Source organism: Luteolibacter flavescens, assembly GCF_025950085.1.
Taxonomy (GTDB): Bacteria; Verrucomicrobiota; Verrucomicrobiia; order Verrucomicrobiales; family Akkermansiaceae; genus Haloferula; species Haloferula flavescens.
The window spans coordinates 65,701-83,267 of the sequence record NZ_JAPDDS010000011.1 but is presented as its reverse complement, the minus strand read 5'-3'; the positions used below and the strand labels follow the sequence as shown (position 1 = coordinate 83,267).

15 protein-coding genes are annotated in these 17,567 nt (G+C 63.0%); 9 read left to right on the top strand and 6 right to left on the bottom strand.

Features of this window, described 5'->3' with window-relative positions:
- Positions 1 to 93: 93 nt before the first annotated feature.
- Positions 94 to 1,548, top strand: coding sequence for a DUF1501 domain-containing protein (locus OKA04_RS18005; protein ID WP_264502591.1), 1,455 nt, complete (start codon positions 94 to 96; stop codon positions 1,546 to 1,548).
- 186 nt (positions 1,549 to 1,734) lie between these two features.
- Here OKA04_RS18005 and OKA04_RS18000 read toward each other — a convergent pair whose 3' ends face one another.
- Positions 1,735 to 1,989, bottom strand: coding sequence for a CopG family ribbon-helix-helix protein (locus OKA04_RS18000; RefSeq protein ID WP_264502590.1), 255 nt, complete (start codon positions 1,987 to 1,989; stop codon positions 1,735 to 1,737).
- Between the two features lie 107 nt (positions 1,990 to 2,096).
- Here OKA04_RS18000 and OKA04_RS17995 point away from each other — a divergent pair, with 107 nt between their 5' ends.
- The 4 genes from OKA04_RS17995 (at position 2,097) to OKA04_RS17980 (ending at position 8,023) form a co-directional block, all read left to right on the top strand.
- Positions 2,097 to 3,764, top strand: coding sequence for a 4-alpha-glucanotransferase (locus tag OKA04_RS17995; RefSeq protein WP_264502589.1), 1,668 nt, complete (start codon positions 2,097 to 2,099; stop codon positions 3,762 to 3,764).
- A 257-nt stretch (positions 3,765 to 4,021) separates the two neighbouring features.
- Positions 4,022 to 5,932, top strand: coding sequence for a DUF1549 domain-containing protein (locus tag OKA04_RS17990; RefSeq protein WP_264502588.1), 1,911 nt, complete (start codon positions 4,022 to 4,024; stop codon positions 5,930 to 5,932).
- A 22-nt stretch (positions 5,933 to 5,954) separates the two neighbouring features.
- The gene (locus OKA04_RS17985) at positions 5,955 to 7,262 is read left to right on the top strand and encodes a DUF1501 domain-containing protein (RefSeq protein WP_264502587.1); all 1,308 of its coding nucleotides are present in this window, start codon (positions 5,955 to 5,957) and stop codon (positions 7,260 to 7,262) included.
- Between the two features lie 209 nt (positions 7,263 to 7,471).
- A complete protein-coding gene (locus OKA04_RS17980) occupies positions 7,472 to 8,023 on the top strand; it encodes a hypothetical protein (protein WP_264502586.1) in 552 nt (183 codons plus the stop codon).
- A gap of 173 nt (positions 8,024 to 8,196) precedes the next feature.
- Here the strand turns inward: OKA04_RS17980 and OKA04_RS17975 are convergent, their stop codons facing one another.
- The 3 genes from OKA04_RS17975 to OKA04_RS17965 all read right to left on the bottom strand — a co-directional run bounded on the left by OKA04_RS17975 (position 8,197) and on the right by OKA04_RS17965 (position 9,409).
- Positions 8,197 to 8,457, bottom strand: coding sequence for a Txe/YoeB family addiction module toxin (locus OKA04_RS17975; protein ID WP_264502585.1), 261 nt, complete (start codon positions 8,455 to 8,457; stop codon positions 8,197 to 8,199).
- On the bottom strand, positions 8,454 to 8,708 hold the full coding sequence (locus tag OKA04_RS17970; RefSeq protein ID WP_264502584.1) for a type II toxin-antitoxin system prevent-host-death family antitoxin: 255 nt from the start codon (positions 8,706 to 8,708) through the stop codon (positions 8,454 to 8,456). The genes OKA04_RS17975 and OKA04_RS17970 overlap by 4 nt, the downstream gene beginning before the upstream one ends.
- A 152-nt stretch (positions 8,709 to 8,860) precedes the next feature.
- Entirely contained in the window at positions 8,861 to 9,409 is a 549-nt protein-coding gene (locus tag OKA04_RS17965; protein ID WP_264502583.1) for a rhodanese-like domain-containing protein, read from the bottom strand.
- Between the two features lie 73 nt (positions 9,410 to 9,482).
- On the opposite strand from OKA04_RS17965, the gene pssA reads away from it, so the two are divergent.
- Complete coding sequence (gene pssA, locus OKA04_RS17960; protein WP_264502582.1) at positions 9,483 to 10,364, top strand: CDP-diacylglycerol--serine O-phosphatidyltransferase; 882 nt, start codon at positions 9,483 to 9,485, stop codon at positions 10,362 to 10,364.
- A gap of 9 nt (positions 10,365 to 10,373) precedes the next feature.
- Here the strand turns inward: pssA and lpxA are convergent, their stop codons facing one another.
- Positions 10,374 to 11,150 carry an acyl-ACP--UDP-N-acetylglucosamine O-acyltransferase gene (lpxA, locus tag OKA04_RS17955; protein ID WP_264502581.1) on the bottom strand — a complete coding sequence of 259 codons (777 nt, stop codon included), beginning with the start codon at positions 11,148 to 11,150 and terminating at the stop codon, positions 10,374 to 10,376.
- 138 nt (positions 11,151 to 11,288) lie between these two features.
- On the opposite strand from lpxA, the gene OKA04_RS17950 reads away from it, so the two are divergent.
- The 3 genes from OKA04_RS17950 (at position 11,289) to dacB (ending at position 15,873) form a co-directional block, all read left to right on the top strand.
- On the top strand, positions 11,289 to 12,998 hold the full coding sequence (locus OKA04_RS17950) for a GspE/PulE family protein (protein WP_264502580.1): 1,710 nt from the start codon (positions 11,289 to 11,291) through the stop codon (positions 12,996 to 12,998).
- A 41-nt stretch (positions 12,999 to 13,039) separates the two neighbouring features.
- The gene (locus OKA04_RS17945; RefSeq protein WP_264502579.1) at positions 13,040 to 14,362 is read left to right on the top strand and encodes a type II secretion system F family protein; all 1,323 of its coding nucleotides are present in this window, start codon (positions 13,040 to 13,042) and stop codon (positions 14,360 to 14,362) included.
- Between the two features lie 77 nt (positions 14,363 to 14,439).
- Entirely contained in the window at positions 14,440 to 15,873 is a 1,434-nt protein-coding gene (dacB, locus tag OKA04_RS17940) for a D-alanyl-D-alanine carboxypeptidase/D-alanyl-D-alanine endopeptidase (RefSeq protein WP_264502578.1), read from the top strand.
- A gap of 273 nt (positions 15,874 to 16,146) precedes the next feature.
- Here the strand turns inward: dacB and OKA04_RS17935 are convergent, their stop codons facing one another.
- On the bottom strand, positions 16,147 to 17,451 hold the full coding sequence (locus tag OKA04_RS17935; protein WP_264502577.1) for a putative porin: 1,305 nt from the start codon (positions 17,449 to 17,451) through the stop codon (positions 16,147 to 16,149).
- Positions 17,452 to 17,567: the final 116 nt, after the last annotated feature.

The following is a 17,567-nucleotide window of genomic DNA, read 5'->3' as shown; positions in this document are numbered from 1 at the left end:
CAGACTGGAGCCTTCGGACAAGCAGCTCCTTTCGATCGCTTTTGGAGCCTTCCGCCTGTCGTCTTCAAATCTTCAGCTCCTGCCCACACTGCCATGATCCTGCGCCCACCTACCGGTAATTTCTGCGGACGTGTCCATCGCCGTGAGTTCCTCCATCAGATCGGTGGCGGCTTCACCTCGCTCGCACTCGCCGGCATGCTTTCTCGCGATGGTGCTTTTGCGTCCGAGATAGGATTCGAGAATCCGCTCGCGCCGAAGCAGCCGCAGCTCCCCGCGAAGGCGAAGGCGGTGATCTTCCTCTTCATGTATGGCGGCCCGAGCCACATGGATACCTTCGACTACAAGCCGAAGATGTACCCGCTGGATGGCAAGAGCATCCCGATCAAGACCTTCGGCCGCGGCGGCAAGAAGAACGAGGGCCGCGTGGTCGGACCGAAGTGGAATTTCCGCCAATATGGCGAGTCCGGAAAGTGGGTCTCGGATCTCTTCCCGAATGTCGGCGGCTGCGTCGATGACATCGCCTTCATCCACTCGATGACGGCGGACTCTCCGATCCACGGATCGGCAATGCTGATGATGAACAGCGGCTCGCTGCTGACGGGCAAGCCGTCGCTTGGCTCGTGGATCAACTACGGTCTCGGTTCGCTGAACGAGAACCTGCCCGGCTACGTGGTGATGCTCGACAAGACGGGCGGCCCGATCTCGGGCGCGAAGAACTGGAGCAGCGGTTACATGCCCGCCAGCTATCAGGGCGTCGTCTTCCGGTCGCAGGGAAACCCGATCCTGAATTTGCAGAATCGCCCCGGGATGGATCGCGTGCAGCAGCGCTCGATGCTCGATTTCCTCGGCGACATCAACCAGGGCCACATGAAGGGCCGCGAGCACAACAGCGACCTGGCCGCACGCATCGCGTCGTATGAGCTCGCCTTCCGCATGCAGGCCACCGCGCCCGAGGCCATCGACGTGGACAGCGAGCCGGAGCACATCAAGAAGCTCTATGGCATGGACGGCAGCCGCACGGATGACTTCGCGCGCAAGTGCATCCTCGCCCGCCGCCTGGTCGAGCGTGGCACCCGCTTCATCCAGATCTATTCCGGCGGCGCGCACAATGACGACAACTGGGATGCCCACGGCGACCTCGTGAAGAACCACGAGTATCACGCTGGCAATACCGACAAGCCGATCGCCGGCCTGCTCCAGGATCTCAAGCAGCGCGGCCTGCTCGATGAAACACTCGTCATCTGGGGCGGCGAATTCGGCCGCCAGCCGACTGCCGAATACGCCGAGGGCACCGGCCGCGATCACAATGCCTACGGCTTCACCACCTGGATGGCCGGCGGCGGCATCAAGGGCGGCACCAGCTTTGGCGAGACCGACGAACTCGGTGGAGAAGCGGTGAAGGACCGCGTGCAGGTGAAGAACCTCCACGCCACCGTCCTCCAGCAGATGGGCCTCGACCCGAACCACCTCACCTACTTCTACGGTGGCCTCGACCAGAAGCTCGTCGGCGTCGAAGGCGCGGATCCGATCCAGGAGCTGATTGCCTGATCCCCGCGACCGGGGATCATCACTGGGAACGCGGAATTCATTCCGCCCGTCAACGCTCTCCACAACCGCTCATCATCCGCCCGGGTGATGAGCGGTTTCGCTTTTCACGGAAGACCCTTCGCCGCGTCTTCCGATAAGTTGTGAAGTCGGAGCCTGGCGTGATGAGGAAGAGAGGCCGGGTCCCGGTCAGGATTGAGAGCGCTTGCCAAAGTCCAGGGAATGATCGGGATTCGAGGACAGGTCGCCGATGTCGCTGGCACCAGAACCGCAGAGATCGAGGCTCTGTTCCAGAAGACTCGGCCTGTTGTCTCGGGCCAATGATTCAAGCTTCTCTTCCAGAGCTTCGCGGATGATGGCAGATCTACTGGTCCGCTGCGCCAGTGCCGCGGCGTCCAGCCTCGATGCAAGCTCATCCGGGATCTTCAGCGAGATCGACGTCATGGCAGGATGGTATCACCGCACGCATCGCACGGCGATATTTCCGTAGGGTGTTCCGCGCCAAAGCGGTTCCTGCTGGATCGTGGCACGATGCCTGCCAGCCTCCCCGCATGCCCGTCCGACTTGCCGGTCTCCTCCTGCCTGCCTTCACGCCCCGCCGCGATGGGGACCTCGGCATTGGCGACACGCTCGCCTTGAAGCACTGGATCGACGTGGCCGCCGCGAATGGCATCGGCTTCCTGCAATTGCTGCCGCTGAATGAAACCGGCAGCGATGACAGTCCCTACAACGCGATCTCCTCGGTGGCGCTGGAGCCGCTCTACCTCTCCATGGAGCCGCGCGACGTGCCCGGGCTGGAGGCTGCCGATGTGGAGGTGGCACGCGCGGAACTCGGCGAGATCCTGGGTTCGGACCGGGTGAACTACGCCGCCGTCCGCAAGGTGAAGCGCGCCCTGTTGGAAAAGGCCTGGCTGCGCTTCAATGCCGGGCCGGGCGATGTCGGCTTCTATCGCTTCCAGCGCGAGGACAAGGCGTGGCTGGAGAACTACTGCATCTATCGTTGGTTAATGGATCAGGCGGGAGGCTCGGAGGCGTGGGACTACTGGCCGGAGCCGATGAGGACCGTCGAGGGTGCGCTGGCACATCTGGAGGCGGCTAGGGCTATCGACGCTGCCGCGGTGGAGGAGCGGCTCGGCTTCTACGCCTGGGTGCAATGGCTGTGCTTCGTCCAGTGGCGTGCGGTCCGCCAGCATGCGGATCACAAGGGCGTGCGCCTGATGGGCGACATCCCCATCGGGGTGAGCCGCTATTCCGCCGATGTATTCTTCAATCGCGATGACTTCGATCTCGGCTGGTGCGGAGGCGCGCCGCCGGAGCGGATGTTCAAGTATGACCTCTTCATCCAGCAGTGGGGACAAAACTGGGGCATCCCGCTTTACCATTGGGAGCGCATGGAGGCCACCGGCTTCCCGTGGTGGCGGCAGCGCATCTCGATGCTCACGGATGTCTTCCACATCTTCCGCATCGATCACGTCCTCGGCTTCTACCGCATCTACTCCTTTCCGTGGCAGCCCCAGAGGAATTCGGAATTCCTCGACCTGACCGAGGAGGAGGCCGCCGGGATCACAGGCGGTCCCTTGCCCGGGTGGAATCCCCGGCCGGACGATACCGCGGACAACAAGGCGGAGAATCGCCACGACGGCGACGTGCGGTTGCGCATGGTCATCGAGGCCGCGAAGGGCGCGGCGGTCGTGGGCGAGGATCTCGGCTGCGTGCCGGACTACGTGCGTCCGCACCTCGCCTCGCTCGACGTGGCGGGCTTCCGCGTGCCGCATTGGGATGCCGATGAGGAGGGTAATGTGATCCCGCCGGAGGAGCTGCCCGAGTGCTCCTTCGCCACCTACGCGACGCACGACCACGAGTCGCTGCCCGCGATGTGGGAGAATTTCCGCACGCTTGCAGATGACGTCCGTGCCGACGAAGCCGAGCGTGACGGTGCCGCGAACAACCTCCGGCTCATGGCGGAGTTCGCCGGGATAGAGCCGGACCAGCCCTACGGCGCGGAGGTGAAGCGGGCGCTTTTCAAGGCCTTGCTCGACTCGAAGTCACGCTACGCGGCGATCATGATCACGGATCTGTGCGATCTCACGGATCGCATCAATTCACCCGGTACCGTGGGACCCCACAACTGGAGTTTCCGCCTGCCGGTATCGCAGGAAAGCATCGCGATCGCCGAACTCGCGAAACTGCGCCCGGTGATCCAGGAAGCCGGGCGCTGATCTTTTTTGGATCGAGCGCGCCCCGGATGTCCGGGATGCCGTGGAGCAGGCCTGTGCCGGGAAATCCCGGGTCGCAGTGGCTTGGCGTTGAAAATTGCAAGGCATCCGCCGGGATTGTCACCGCGATTGGTTTCCAAATGCGTTTGGTTTTCGGGAAAGATGCCCTTTCTTGTAGGCGTAATCGACCGATCCCATGTCTTGGCGTCGAATTGACGTCGTCTCGTGGGAGGCCTACTTTCGACAAAACCCCAAGACCCATGAAATCACGCATCTTCGGCCTCCTCGCCTGTTGGCTGTCGGTCATTCCCCACGCGAGTGGCGCGGAGAAACCATCGCCTGCCGACGATCCGGCCTTCATCGCAAAGTCGGCGCGCGCGATCGATACCCACGTCGCGGCGTGGTATCGGAAGGAGAAGCTGCCGGTGCCGGCCGTGACGGACGATGCCACTTTCCTGCGTCGTACGTTCCTCGTGGCGATCGGGCGCATCCCGACCGCTGAGGAGGCCCGCTTTTTCCTGGAGATCCACGAGGCGGACAAGCGCGTCCAGCTCATCGACTACCTGATGAAATCGCCCGGCTACTCCAGCCACATGACGAACTGGGTCTTCGACCTGCTGCGGGTGACCGATGACAAGCCGGGCTTCAATGGATCCTTCGAGCCCTACCGTCACTGGGTGAGGAACGCGATGGAGTCGAACATGCGGTGGGACGATTTCACGCAGGCTCTGCTTTCGGCCTACGGCGACGGCTGGGATCCGGAGACCGCCGCGGTGGGCTATTACACTCGCGACCGGGGCATGCCGCTGGACAATCTGGCAAACTCGATGCGCATCTTCCTCGGCTCCCGGATGGAGTGTGCGCAGTGCCATGACGATCCTTTCGGCACTACGGAGCGCCACGATTTCTTCGAGCTGGCCGCCTTCACCGAGGGTCAGGGGGCGCTGCGGCAAAACCTGATGCGCGACCTGTGGGACGAGCTGGCCGATGATCAGCGCGAGCGCTCCACCGAGTATGAGGTGGCGCGGATCATGTGGGATCGCGTTTACGGCCTCAGCCTCGGCGGCACCGGCGATGGCAAGATCAAGCTGCCGGAAGACTACCAGTATCGCGATGGCGAGCCAGGCAAGCTGATCGGCGCGAAGACCCCTTTCGGAAAGGGCGTCCGTATTTCGGAAAAGAACGACAAGGGCGGTGGCCGCAAGGAGCTGGCAGATTGGGTCGTCGGCAAGACCGGCGAGCAATTCGCTTCCGTGGCTGCGAACCGCATGTGGAAGCGCGTGATGGGCCGCGGGGTCTATGAGCCGGTGGACGAATACAAGCCGACCAAGGAGCTGCATCACCCCGAGCTGATGAACACGCTCATCTCCCTGATGGTCCAGCTCGACTACGATCTGGAGGCTTTCCAGAAGGTATTGCTCAATACGAAGACCTTCCAATTCGTGCCGAATCCCGAGCCATCGAAGGTGGTCACGGGGGATGATTTCCACGGTCGCCAGCTCACCCGCCTGTCGGCGGAGCAGCTCTGGGACTCGCTCATCACTCTGGCCTCCGGCGATCCGGATAAGAAGCCGCGCCGTGGGCTCGACGACCGCATTTACATGAACCGCAAGCCGGTGCTCGTCGGGAAGAAGAACATGGTGCAGGTCTCCAAGGAGGTGCTAGCGCTGGAGAGCGAGGCCGAGGTGCGCGCCTACTTCGACAAGCTGCTGGACGAGGTGAAGAAGGACGGCGGCAGTGCCGGTGGTGGCGACAGCATGATGGGCATGGCCCGGGTGCAGAGCTACGATGGCAAGGCGCAGGTCCGCGCCTCCGAGCTGCCGAGCCCCGCGCCGCGCAATCACCTGCTGTATCTCTTCGGCCAATCCGACCGCATCGTGGTGGAAGGAGCCAGCCGCGAGCCGAATGTCGGCCAGGTGCTCTCGCTGATGAACGGCTATGTGCAGGAGCAGCTCGTGAACAACCCGGGCGCGCACCTTTACAAGAGCCTCGAGGACGCCGGTAGCGACGAGGAGAAGATCCGCCGTCTCTACATCACCATCCTGAACCGCCCGCCGACCGACGAAGAGATGGGCTGGATGCGCGACGAGGTGAAGAAGTCCGGCCAGAACGGCTTCCGCAACATCGTCTCGGCGCTCGTGATGTCCTCCGAGTTCCTCTTCCTGCAATAAACCCCGCCACCCTCGAAAAACCATGAACGCCAGCGATTTCAACCGCTTCGACGAGCCGACCCGCCGTCGCTTCATCACGAACGCCGCGAAGATGTACCTCGGGGTGCAGCTCATGCCCTTCTTCAACAGCGCCGCCTCCGCCGCTCCGACCGGCGCGAAGGAAGCTGCCGCAGCGAAGGCGAAGAGCGTGATCTACCTCTACATGTCCGGCGGCATGAGCCATCTGGACACCTTCGACCCGAAGCCGAAGAAGAAGGAGGTGATGGGGCCCACGGAAGCGATCCCGACCAAGGCCACCGACATCTTCGTCGGCAAGAGCCTGCCGAAGACCGCGGAGGTGATGGACAAGGTCTGCGTGATCAATTCTCTCACCTCGCGCCAGGGCGCCCACGAGCAGGGCACCTACATCATGCACACCAGCTACGACATGCGTGGCACGGTGAAGCACCCGTCGCTGGGTGCCTGGGTGATGAAGCTCGGCGGCCGCCACAATCCGGATATCCCGGGCTACGTCGCCATCGATTCGTCGCAGGAATACTCCGGCGGCGGCTTCTTCGGCGCGAAGTATGCCGCCGCTCCCATCGGCAGCCCGACCGATGGTCTGCAGGATTCGCACAAGCCCGGCGGTGTCTCAAAGCAGGATTTCGAGAGCCGCCTCTCGCTAGCCGACCGCCTGAACAAGCAATTCCACGGCAAGTATCAGAATGCCGACGTGAAGGCCTATGAGGAGCTTTACCAGGAGGCGATCCGCCTGATGAACAGCAAGGACCTGAAGGCCTTCAACATCAAGGACGAGTCCGCCTCCGTCCGCGCGATGTATGGCGAGGGCCGGTTCGCGCAGGGATGCATGCTGGCCCGCCGTCTGGTGGAGCACGGCGTGCGATTCGTGGAAGTCCAGCTCGGCGGATGGGACACGCACTACGACAATTTCGCCGCCGTGGAAGGCCGTTGCAAGGAGTTCGACCAAGCCTACGCCGGCCTGCTCAGCGATCTTGAGAAGAAGGGCATGTTGAAGGACACGCTGGTCGTCGTCGCCACCGAATTCGGTCGGACGCCGACGATCAAGACCGAGCACCAGAACGGCCGCGACCACCACCCTGCGGCGTTCACCTGCCTGCTCGCGGGCGGCGGTGTGAAGGGCGGCTACAAGCACGGCGAGACCGATGCAAAGGGCGAGCGCGTGAAGGAAAAGCCGGTCACCGTGCAGGACTTCAATGCCACCATCGCTTGTGCCCTAGGCCTTCCACACGACCTCACCGTCATGTCTCCCACGGGTCGCCCGTTCCAGTTCGCCGACCAAGGCAAGCCGGTGATGGATGTGTTTGCCTGAGTTTCAGGACACCACTTGATTTATCGAACAGGCCCGGCATTCGCCGGGCCTGTTTCGTTTCCGGGCGGCGGAAACGACAAGGCTCCTTTTGCCCGTAGGCGCGTGCGCATTCGTAATCCCGTGAAAGCTGGAAGTGCCGCGGTTGAGTTTCCCCGATTCTTCCCCGACCGCTCATCGGAATCGCATGGAATTGCGGTCACTCCCCGCTGGTGAATCTCCTTCCCATCGAAACCTACTTGCTCCTCATCGTGATCATCCCTGTGGGGGTGTGCCTGGCGAAATGGAGGCACTCCCTCTCCTGGTGGTCCGCAACCGCCGCGTGCGCGGCGATTTCCTGGGTCTATTTCAACCTGTGGATGGCGGTTCTTGATCCTCCGGACAATGGCTTTGCCAATGCAGTCTATTTCGTGACGGGTTGGGCGTGGCTGCTTCTCCCGTTTGCATTGGTGGCACCAATCTTCCGGCTCATCGAATCACGGTGCCCGGGTGAAGCCACATGTCGTATGGTATCCATCGGCTATCGTCTCTGTCTGATGCTGACCGGAGCGATCGTGATTTGGAACCTTATTGGAAACATGGGCAAGGAACGCGCAATCGTTGAGGCCCGGCGTGAACTCCGGGAGCACGGCTACGAGCCCGTGGGCGAAGAGGTCCCTCACCGCGAATTCGGCGGGTGGATCATCCGCTATCCCGACTCGGACTTCGGGGAGATCCGGCTGACTCGCAACGGCAGGATGTCGTGGATCGGCGGGCAGGGGTGAGTGGTGGAGTCAGGGCTGCGATTCAATCCACCTCGATCTCGCTTTCGGGGACTCGGGTAATCTTCATCCCATGGTTGCGAAGCAATGTTCAGGTATGCAGCAAATTGCCTGAAGGCCGGGACGCCACTTACATTCATCAAACAGGCCCGGCATCCGCCGGTCCTGCTTCGCTTTCAGCTCTCGTAGTGATAGCGCAGTTGCGCAATGAGCAGATCGCCATCCTCGACTGCATACACGAAGCGATGCTCGGCTGTGATCCGGCGGGACCAGAATCCGGCGAGTTGATAGCGTAGCGGCTCGGGCTTCCCTAGTCCTTCAAAAGGATTCCGGGTGGTGTCTTCGATGAGTAGATTGATCCGCTTCAGCGTCTGCTTGTCGGTCCTGATCCAGTATTGATAGTCCTCCCAAGCTCTCTTGGAAAAGATCAGCCTCATTCGGGGGTCAGGTTGCGCTCCTTGCCCTTGCCTGCCCGCAGTTCCTTCACCGACTCCATCAGCCGCGACGCATTGGCAGGGGAGGAGAGGAGATGCGCGGTTTCCTGAAGTGCTTCGTATTCCTCCAGCGCCATCATCACCACGGCTTGATCGCGATTTCTCGTGATGATGACAGGGGCTCTGTCGTCGCAGACCTTCTGCATGGTGGCCGCCAGATTTTCGCGGGCGGCGGTGTAAGAGATTGCCTCCATGGCTGGACGTTATCCTGTCCAGTGAATCTGGTCAAGGAGCCTGCATCTCCGGCTGGGAGATCCAGTCGCTTGAGGAGTCACGGCATCAGCGGGTTACGCGCCTGGCCTGCCGGGTCTTTGATGCTGCTTATTCGCGAAGCGGATTGGGGGTCTCAATCCACCTCGATCCGGTACCTCGGCAGCTTCGGGTCGATCTCGCGGCTCCAGGCGTCGATGCCACCCCGGAGAGCGCGGGTGTTCTTCATGCCGTGGCCGAGGAACCACGCGCAGGTGTCCAGCACGTGCTTGCCGGAGTGGTCGTGGAGGATGACGCGACGCTTCGGGTCGCCGCCGAAGAGTTGCTGCTGGAGCTCCTGGGTCATGAATTCCGCCCCGGCGATGGCCACGGCCTCGTGTTCCTCGCGGGTTCGGCAGTCCAGCAGGATCGGCGGGGCGGGGGACTCCAGCTCGGCCTTCAGCTCCGCGGGGGAAATCATCATCGACTCATCGTGCGCGTGGCTGTCCAGCAGGTGCTGGAGCACTTCCTCCACGTCCAGTTCTCCGGCGCGGGCGCAGAGTTGGCCCAGCGTCTCCGTGTCGGCGAAGCCGCAGCTCTGGCAGCCGCCCAGATGGTAGCGCGAGAAAAGCGCACGGCGGGCACCGGGCAGGGCGCTCATGATTTCCCCCATCGGGGTGTCGGCAGTGATGGTCGCGAGGTCCACGCGGCGGACCCTAACTGCCGCCCGGGGATTTTCCACTGTTTCAAAGCATACTTTTGGGCCACCTTGCCGCGACATGTTCCGTTCCATCGACCCTGACGAACCGCGCATCTACTTGCTGCCGAACCTGATGACGGCAGGAAACCTCGCTTGCGGCTTCTTCGCGGTGCTCACGATCTTCAAGGGGATCATGAAGGCGACCACGCCGGAGGGCTACATTTTCGCCGAGGCCCAGCCCTACTACCAGCAGGCGATCCTGCTGATCTTCGCATCCTGTATCTTCGACTTGCTGGATGGCCGCCTGGCGCGATTCGGCGGGCAGGAGTCGCCCTTCGGCCGGGAGTTCGACTCTCTGGCGGATGTCATTTCTTTCGGCATGGCTCCGTCGATGTTGATGGCAAAGGCGGTGCTTTTGCCCTTGGACGAGGACCTAAACATGGAGGGCGTCGGCTGGGGCCTGGCTTGCGTCTATGTCCTTTGCGGAGCGATCCGCCTGGCGCGTTTCAATTGCCTGGCCGCCATGCCGAAGCGTGCGAATGCCAGCACCGATTTCCGGGGCCTGCCCATCCCCATGGCCGCCGGCTTCATCTCATCGCTGACTTACGTGGTCATCTATTTTAACGAAACGGACCGGAATCTCGGCGTGTGGAAATACGTCCTCGCGGGTGCGATGCTGGGCCTGTCAGTCCTGATGGTGAGCAGTGTCCGCTACCCCAGCTTCAAGAAAGTCGGCTGGCGCACCCGCGGAACTCCGCTCGTCATCGTTGGCGCGGCGCTTCTCCTGATCGTCACCGTGCGATTCCACTACATCATGCCGGCGGTGCTTTTCAGCGCCTACCTGCTCTACGGCCTGGTGGTCCGGCCCTTCCTTTCGCCAAAGATCCAGCGGGAGATCGAAGCCGAGACGCCATCGAAATCAGGCGAAGCGGAAGACGACCAGACCGGAAATCCCGGCTGACACCCGGGCTCACGGGCTCATCACGCCCTTCTTGGAGGGCGACGAGATCGCTGCGAGGAATCTCGCGGCAGGCTCCGGCCAGTCCTGCGTGGCTGCCTCGGCCAGTGCGGCTTCGCGGGTCAGCCCGGACAGGAAGACCAGCTTGTAGGCGCGTTTGATCGCCGCCCGTTCATCCGCGCTGAAGCCCGACCGGCGGAGGCCCACCGTATTCAGGCCGGCTAGCTGGTTGATCCCGTAGGCCGTGCAAAACGGTGGCATATCCTGGCTCACGGCGGTCAGGCCCTGGACCATGGCGAGGTCGCCGACCTTGATGAACTGGTGGAAGCCAGCACCGCCGCCGAGGAATGCCTTGTTTCCCACGTGGACGTGCCCGGCCAGCAGCACGCTGTTTGCGAGCACGTTCCCGTCGCCGAGTCGCACGTCGTGGGCGAGGTGGACGCCGGTCATCAGCAGGTTGCCCTCGCCCATCACGGTGTTCGTGCCTGGCTTCGAGCCACGGTGGACGGTCACATATTCCCGCAGCGTGTTCCGCGGGCCGATCTCCACGCCTGAGTCGGTCGCGGGATCGAAGGAGAGGTCCTGCGGATCCGCCCCGATCACCGCGCCCCAGCCCACGCTGGAGGCCTCGCCGATGCTGGTGCGGCCGGAAATCCATGCGTGCCCGCCGATCTTCACCCCGGCGGCCAATTTCACCGGTCCCTCGATCACCGTGAAGGGACCCACGCTCACGTCGTCGGCGAGTTCCGCTTCCTTGGAGACCTGGGCAGTGGGGTGGATCGTCGGCACGGGGTGGTTCTAGGGGGGCGTTTTCAGGCCTACAAGCCTCCCGGATGGAGGTTTTTTTGCCTGCTGACGCATGATCTTGGATTTTCCAGAGACAAAGTTGCACCTCCGGCGGTTTTACGGGACAAGACCGCCAGCCGCATGACCGAATTGTTGATCGACCCCGCCCGCCGTAGCGGATGCCAAGATTTGGAAAAACTCGGGGAAGTATTGGAGGGCGCGAGCGTCCGCCAGCGCTCACCCATCGATGACGTGCTGGATGCCGGCGTCGTGGACGAGGAGCCCTACATGCGCGAGCTCGCCTCCGAGCTGGGCATGGAATGGCTGGAAACCATCCATTTCCCTGAGACCCCGCTGCCGCTGCGCGTCGCCTGCGGACCGAAGGTCGCGCTGCGCCATCGCCTGCTGCCGATCGAGTTCATCGGGGAGGGCGAAGATGCCCGCCTGAAGCTGGCCACCTTCGATCCCTTCAATCTCGTTGCCCGCCAGGCAGTTGCCCAGGAAATCGAGATGCCCGTGGAGTGGGTGATGGCTTCCCGCCGCCGCATCCACGAGTCGCTCCGCCGCCTCTATGGTGTGGGTGCCGATACCTTCGAGCAGATCCTGGAAGGCCGCGAACTCGACTACGACAATCTCGAAAGCCAGGACGAGGCGAACGTTATCGACGCGGACGAAGACGAAGAGGCAAGCGTCGTCAAATTCGTGAACCAGATCATCCGTGAAGCGCTCGAGCAGCGCGCGACGGATATTCACGTCGAGCCGCTGGCTGACAATCTCCGTATCCGCTACCGCATTGACGGCAAACTGCTTGCGGTGACTGTCCCGGAAAATATCAAGGCGCTGCAAAGCTCCGTGATCGCCCGTCTCAAGATCATGTCGCGCCTCGATATCGCCGAGCGCCGCTTGCCGCAGGACGGACGTATCAACCTCCAGTTCGAAGGCCGCACCATCGACGTCCGCGTCGCCACCGTGCCGACCGTGGAAGGCGAGAGCGTCGCCCTGCGTCTCCTCAACCAGGAGAAGTTCAATTTGGACAAGCTCGGCATGGAGCCGCACGTCCGGACGAAGATCGAGGGCCTGCTGCACCTTTCGAACGGCATCATCCTGATCACCGGTCCCACCGGTTCGGGTAAGTCCACCAGCCTTTACTCCTTCCTCAGCGAGATCAACCACCCGGACCGCCGCATCGTCACGATCGAGGACCCGGTGGAAAACAAGCTCTCCGGGGTGATGCAGATCGCGGTGAAGTCGGACATCGGCCTGACCTTCGCCGCCGGCCTGCGCTCCATCCTGCGTGCCGACCCGAATGTCGTGATGATCGGGGAAATTCGCGACCTTGAGACCGCGGAAATCGCCATCCGCGCCTCGCTTACCGGTCACTTGGTCTTCTCCACCCTCCACACCAATGATGCTCTCGGCGGTATCAGCCGTCTCGTTGACATGGGCGTGGAGCCCTTCCTCGTCTCCGCCGCCGTCCGCGCCTTCCTCGCTCAGCGCCTCGTCCGCCGCCTCTGCCCGCACTGCAAGGTGCCGCGCGAACTGAGCCTCGACGACCGCCGCGATCTCGGTATCCCGATGAATCTGGAAGGCCAGCCGCACGTGGCCAAGGGCTGCGACCGCTGCCGCAATACCGGCTTCCAGGGCCGACTCGCCATCTACGAGGTCGTGGTGCTGAGCCAGACCATGCAGGACATGGTCGCCCACGGTGCCAGCGCTCCGGACATCCGTGCGCAGTCGATCAAGGAGGGCTTCGTCCCGATGCGCGGCTACGGCTGGATCAAGGTGATGCAGGGCCTCACCACCATTGAGGAAGTCATCTCGGTGACCTCCACGGACATCGCCACGGAGTGACCTGAAGTCCCGGATTCGAAATCTCATCTCTTCATCCCAGCGTGCCTGTTTTCGCCTATAAAGCCCTCAGTTCCTCCGGCGGTGTCCAAACCGGGGAGGTGGATGCTGCGGACCGTCCTGAAGCCCTGCGCGTGCTCGACAAGCGCGGGCTCCAGCCGGTCAGCCTGAAGGAATCCGCATCCGCTGCGGCACCGGCGAAGAAGTCGAAGGAGCCCGCTCCCGCCGCCAAGAGTGCACCGAAGCCCGCGGCGAAACCGGCTGCCAAGCCTGCGGGCAAGGCCGCCTCGAAGGACACCGAGGACAAGACTCCCGAAGGCCCGCTGAAAATGAAGCGCCCCGAGGTGATCATGTTCACCGAGGAGCTTTCCGACATGCTCGCCGCCGGTCTCCAGCTCGAGCCGGCGCTGAAGTCTATGGAGAACCGCCAGGAACTCGGCGGCCTGAAGGAGGTCGCCAGCCGCGTCCGCCAGCTCGTCCGTGACGGCATGAATTTCTCCACGGCCATCAAGCGCGTCAGCCCGAGCTTCGGCCCGCTGTATTGCTCGCTGGCTGCTGCCGGTGAGGCTTCCGGTGCGCTGGATACCATTCTCAAGCGCCAGGCCCACTACTTGAAAACCATCGCGGAGCTGCAAAGCCGGCTCATCCTCGCGATGATCTATCCGGCCTTCCTCATTCTCGCGGGTATCGGCGTGTCGATCGTCTTCGTCACCACCCTGATCCCGCAGCTCACCACACTCATCGAGAGCACCCCGGGCGGCAAGCTGCCGGGCCCGATCAAGTTCATGGTGACCACCGCGGACTTCATCAAGGCCTACTGGTACATCATCCTCATCGTCCTCGCTGCCGCCGGTCTCTTCTTCAAGGCGTGGAAGGACAATCCCGAGAACAAGATGACTTGGGACCGCTTCAAGCTGCGCGCGCCGCTGATGGGCCCGGTCGTCACCAGCCGCTTTTACGTGCAGTTCCTGGAAACCATGGCGAACCTCGCCGGAAACGGCCTGCCGCTGCTGCGTGCTCTGGAGCTTTCCCGCGATGCCACGCAGAACCAGTCCCTGCGCAACGAGCTGAACACGGTCATCGACCAGGTCGGCGACGGTCGCGCCTTCTCGAAGGCACTCATCCGCACGGGGGCGTTCCCACCGCTGCTGATCGACATGGTCTCCGTCGGCGAGCAGACCGGCAAGCTGGACACCGCCCTGCGCAAGGCTGCGGAGCGCTATGACAAGGAGCTCGACAAGAGCCTGTCCCGCATCATGGCGCTGATCATGCCGATCATCCTCATCATCATGGCCAGCCTCATCGGCACCATGGCCTACCTGATGATCACGGCGATCTTCCAGACGATCAAGAACCTCGGCGCGTGACGCGCGCCGGGCGGGTCGGCCGGAAAACTTCCGCCGACATGCTGGATCTGGCCCGGGGCTCGACTTAGCTTGCCTGCATGAGTTGGCCGCGGGTGTTCGTGAATGTCGTGTTCCTGTCTATCGGGGCTGCGGTGACGTGGGTGTTTCTGAATGGGCGGGCGCCGCAGGCCGCTTCGCCTGTGTCCAGGCCGGTCCCGGGTTCGGTTGAGACGGCACCGGTCGGTGCTATTCAACGAGCATTTGAGGAATGGTCCGCTGATCCAGCGCTGGGCGGTGCTTTGATCGGCTTCTGCGTTCTCGATGAGAACGGTGAGATCGAATACGCTTCGCCGCTCGCGTGGAAAGCCCTGTGCCCCGCTTCGGCGCTGAAGACCGTCACGACTGCCGCGGCGTTTGACCTGTTAGGTCAGGAATATCGCTTCGAGACCGCGATCTCCGCCGCGTCGAAGCCCTCGGCTGCGGGCGTGATCGCCGGGAATCTCGTGTTGGTCGGCGGAGGCGATCCCACGCTTTCGACCACGGATCTCGATGTGCTCGCGGCGGATCTCGTGAAGGGCGGGCTGAAGCGGGTGGAGGGGAAGGTGATCGCGGATGCATCGGTTTTCCGCGGACAACCGGTGAGCGATCACTGGAATTGGGGCGACATCGGGAATGCCTACGGAGCCGGTGCCTTCGGCGTGAATCTGGATCACAACCGGCTGGAGCTTTCCTTCACTCCCGGCTCCAAGCTCGGCGATACCGCCAAGCTGCTGCCCGTACCGGGGTCGGGCAAGGACACCCGCTGGCTGAACACCGTGACCACGGGTCCGGAGGGCAGCGGGGATCAGGTCGTGGTCTATTCCCAGCCCTACGGCACTGCGATCACGCTGCAGGGCACGGTCCCGATGGGGCGGACATTCACCATCACCGGCTCGCTGCCGGATCCTCCTGCGACCGCTGCGCGGCTGCTCACGGCGGCTCTTGAGAAGGCGGGCGTGGTGATCGGGGGGAAGACATTTCCAGCCGCGGCGGCCAGCGAGAAGCTGGCAGTTCACCGGTCAGCGCCCTTGCCGGAGATCATCGATCACCTGCATCGCGTGAGCGACAATCTGGAGGCCCAGTGCCTTTTCCTCACCATGGGTCGGGCGAAAAAGGAGGACTCGTCAAAGGCCCTGCGAGGCTATTGGGAAGGGAGGGGGATTTCCTTCGAAGGCCTGCGCCTCATCGACGGCAGCGGCCTCGCCCGTGCGAACATGATCCGCCCGGTCGATCTCGCGAAGGTGAATCACGTCGCGCGCCGGGGCCCGCATGGCGACCGCTTCCGGCAAAGCCTTTCCACCTATGTCGGTGGCCGGGTGAGCTCGAAGCTCGGCGCGATGTCCGGCGTGAAGACCGACGTCGGCTTCATCACCACGTCGGACGGTCGTGAATTGACCTTTTGCCTGATGGCAAACGGGCTCGATCCCGCGCTCGGGTTTTGGCCGCTGCGCGACAAGCTGTTGCTGGCAGTGGCGTCGGCGGGTTCGGAGTGAGGGGGTCTTTCGGGAGTGATTGCTGGCAATCACCTGGGAACGCATGCCACCGGCTCGCTTGGAAAGTAGGCGGACTGCGGGAAAAGCTGCTGTCAGGGGCTTTCTAGGAGGCGTGCTTTACTGGTAGCTTCCACGCCCCTCCAAGCGAGCCAGTGGCTCGCGCTCCCAGGAGGCTTTCCAGAAAAAACGGTCTCGCCACCTCACTTGGAAAAAAGAAGCACCGGCCCTTGCGGACCGGTGCTCTTTTTAACCGAAGATGCGCAACCGAGCGCGTCAGAAGAAAGAACGGAAGCCGAACATCCAGGTCAGCGCTTCCACGTCGCCGTCACCTGCATTTGGCGTTTCGAGGTGGGCGTATTCAGCACCGAGTTGGAATTTCAGGTTGTCGCCGCAGACGAGGTAATTGAGGCCCGCGTAGATGGTGTGCAGCGAGTCGCCGCGGCCGCCATTCACGACGTTCGGGCTACCACCGCCGCCGTAGTTGGTGGCGCGGACGTAGCGGCTGTTCATGCGGATGCCCTGGTTTTCCTCGGCACCGGCATAGGCATACTGAACGACGGCCTGCAGCTTGGCGGGGACGATCCAGTAGTAGGGAGTGGCGACGAAGCCCCAGAAATTCCCGCGGCGGGCGGCATTCGACTGCATCTCGGCGCCACCGTTGTCGCCGTAGAAGCCTTCCACGTTCACACCGCCATTGCCGATCGCGTATTCGGCGGAGACCGTGGTGGCCCAGCGGTAGTCCAGCAGCGAGTCCTCGTTGGCGAAGCGCTCGTCCGCGTTGTTGTAGATGAATTCCCAGCCGAGGCGCAGGTCCTCCGTGGCAGAGTAGATCACCTCGGCATTGTACATCAGGCCGTCGTTCCAGCCGCCCCAGCCCTCGACGTTGCCGTCGTCCGCGCCGGTCTCATCGGTGCCTTCGTCGGTGCTGTAGATACCGGCGATGACGTTCCACTGGCCCTTCACGGCATTCACGAAGAGACCGGTTGGACGCGCGCTCTGGTAGAGCTTGTTGGAGATCGCCGAGCGCTCGACGGTGAGCAGCGCGTTTGAGGACGTGCGGGCTTCCAGGCCGCCGTGCCACTTGATGCGGCCGAAGTTCGCGGTCAGCGCGTCGAGTCCGCCGAAGTTGAAGGCCTTCAGCATGTCGAAGGTGAAGTAGGACTCGTCGAAATCGATGTAGTCGTAGTCGAGTTCGCCGCCGTTGAAGCGCTGGTCGTCCACCATGTTGACCACGCCCTTGTAGGAAAAGTAGTTCAGGAAGCCGATCTTGCCGCCGAGGCGGAAGCGGCGGGCGTCGGTGTAGTCCTCGCTGAAGTCCTGGCCATTCGTGCCCTCGCCATCCACGTAGGCGGCATTCCAGTGGTAGCGACCCTCGAAGACCAGGCTCTGCACCCACGGATTGTCCGGGATCTTCACCGTGCCCGGCTTGCTGGAGAGCCAGTCACAGAAGTTGAAGTCGGCGAACATCGAGCCGCTTTCCGCGGCCGGGGCGGGCTCGACCACCGGATCACCGGCGAGGGCGAGACTGGACAGACCGCACAGGAGGGCGGCGGTGACTTGGGTCGTTTGGTATTTCATGGATGAAATAATGAGGTCGTTTGCCGTGAGGCGGCGGGAATCGATGCGAAGTGACAGCTCTGTGACAGGTTCGTTGCGTGACGGTCCTGTCACATGTGGCGGGATCGGGTCCTACC

Bases quoted from the DNA above. Each gene is read 5' to 3' on its own strand.
- OKA04_RS18005 (WP_264502591.1), top strand. From the start codon at position 94: ATGATCCTGCGCCCACCTACCGGTAATTTCTGCGGACGTGTCCATCGC.
- OKA04_RS18000 (WP_264502590.1), bottom strand. From the start codon at position 1,989: ATGACGTCGATCTCGCTGAAGATCCCGGATGAGCTTGCATCGAGGCTG.
- OKA04_RS17995 (WP_264502589.1), top strand. From the start codon at position 2,097: ATGCCCGTCCGACTTGCCGGTCTCCTCCTGCCTGCCTTCACGCCCCGC.
- OKA04_RS17990 (WP_264502588.1), top strand. From the start codon at position 4,022: ATGAAATCACGCATCTTCGGCCTCCTCGCCTGTTGGCTGTCGGTCATT.
- OKA04_RS17985 (WP_264502587.1), top strand. From the start codon at position 5,955: ATGAACGCCAGCGATTTCAACCGCTTCGACGAGCCGACCCGCCGTCGC.
- OKA04_RS17975 (WP_264502585.1), bottom strand. From the start codon at position 8,457: ATGAGGCTGATCTTTTCCAAGAGAGCTTGGGAGGACTATCAATACTGG.
- OKA04_RS17970 (WP_264502584.1), bottom strand. From the start codon at position 8,708: ATGGAGGCAATCTCTTACACCGCCGCCCGCGAAAATCTGGCGGCCACC.
- pssA (WP_264502582.1), top strand. From the start codon at position 9,483: ATGTTCCGTTCCATCGACCCTGACGAACCGCGCATCTACTTGCTGCCG.
- OKA04_RS17950 (WP_264502580.1), top strand. From the start codon at position 11,289: ATGACCGAATTGTTGATCGACCCCGCCCGCCGTAGCGGATGCCAAGAT.
- dacB (WP_264502578.1), top strand. From the start codon at position 14,440: ATGAGTTGGCCGCGGGTGTTCGTGAATGTCGTGTTCCTGTCTATCGGG.
- OKA04_RS17935 (WP_264502577.1), bottom strand. From the start codon at position 17,451: ATGAAATACCAAACGACCCAAGTCACCGCCGCCCTCCTGTGCGGTCTG.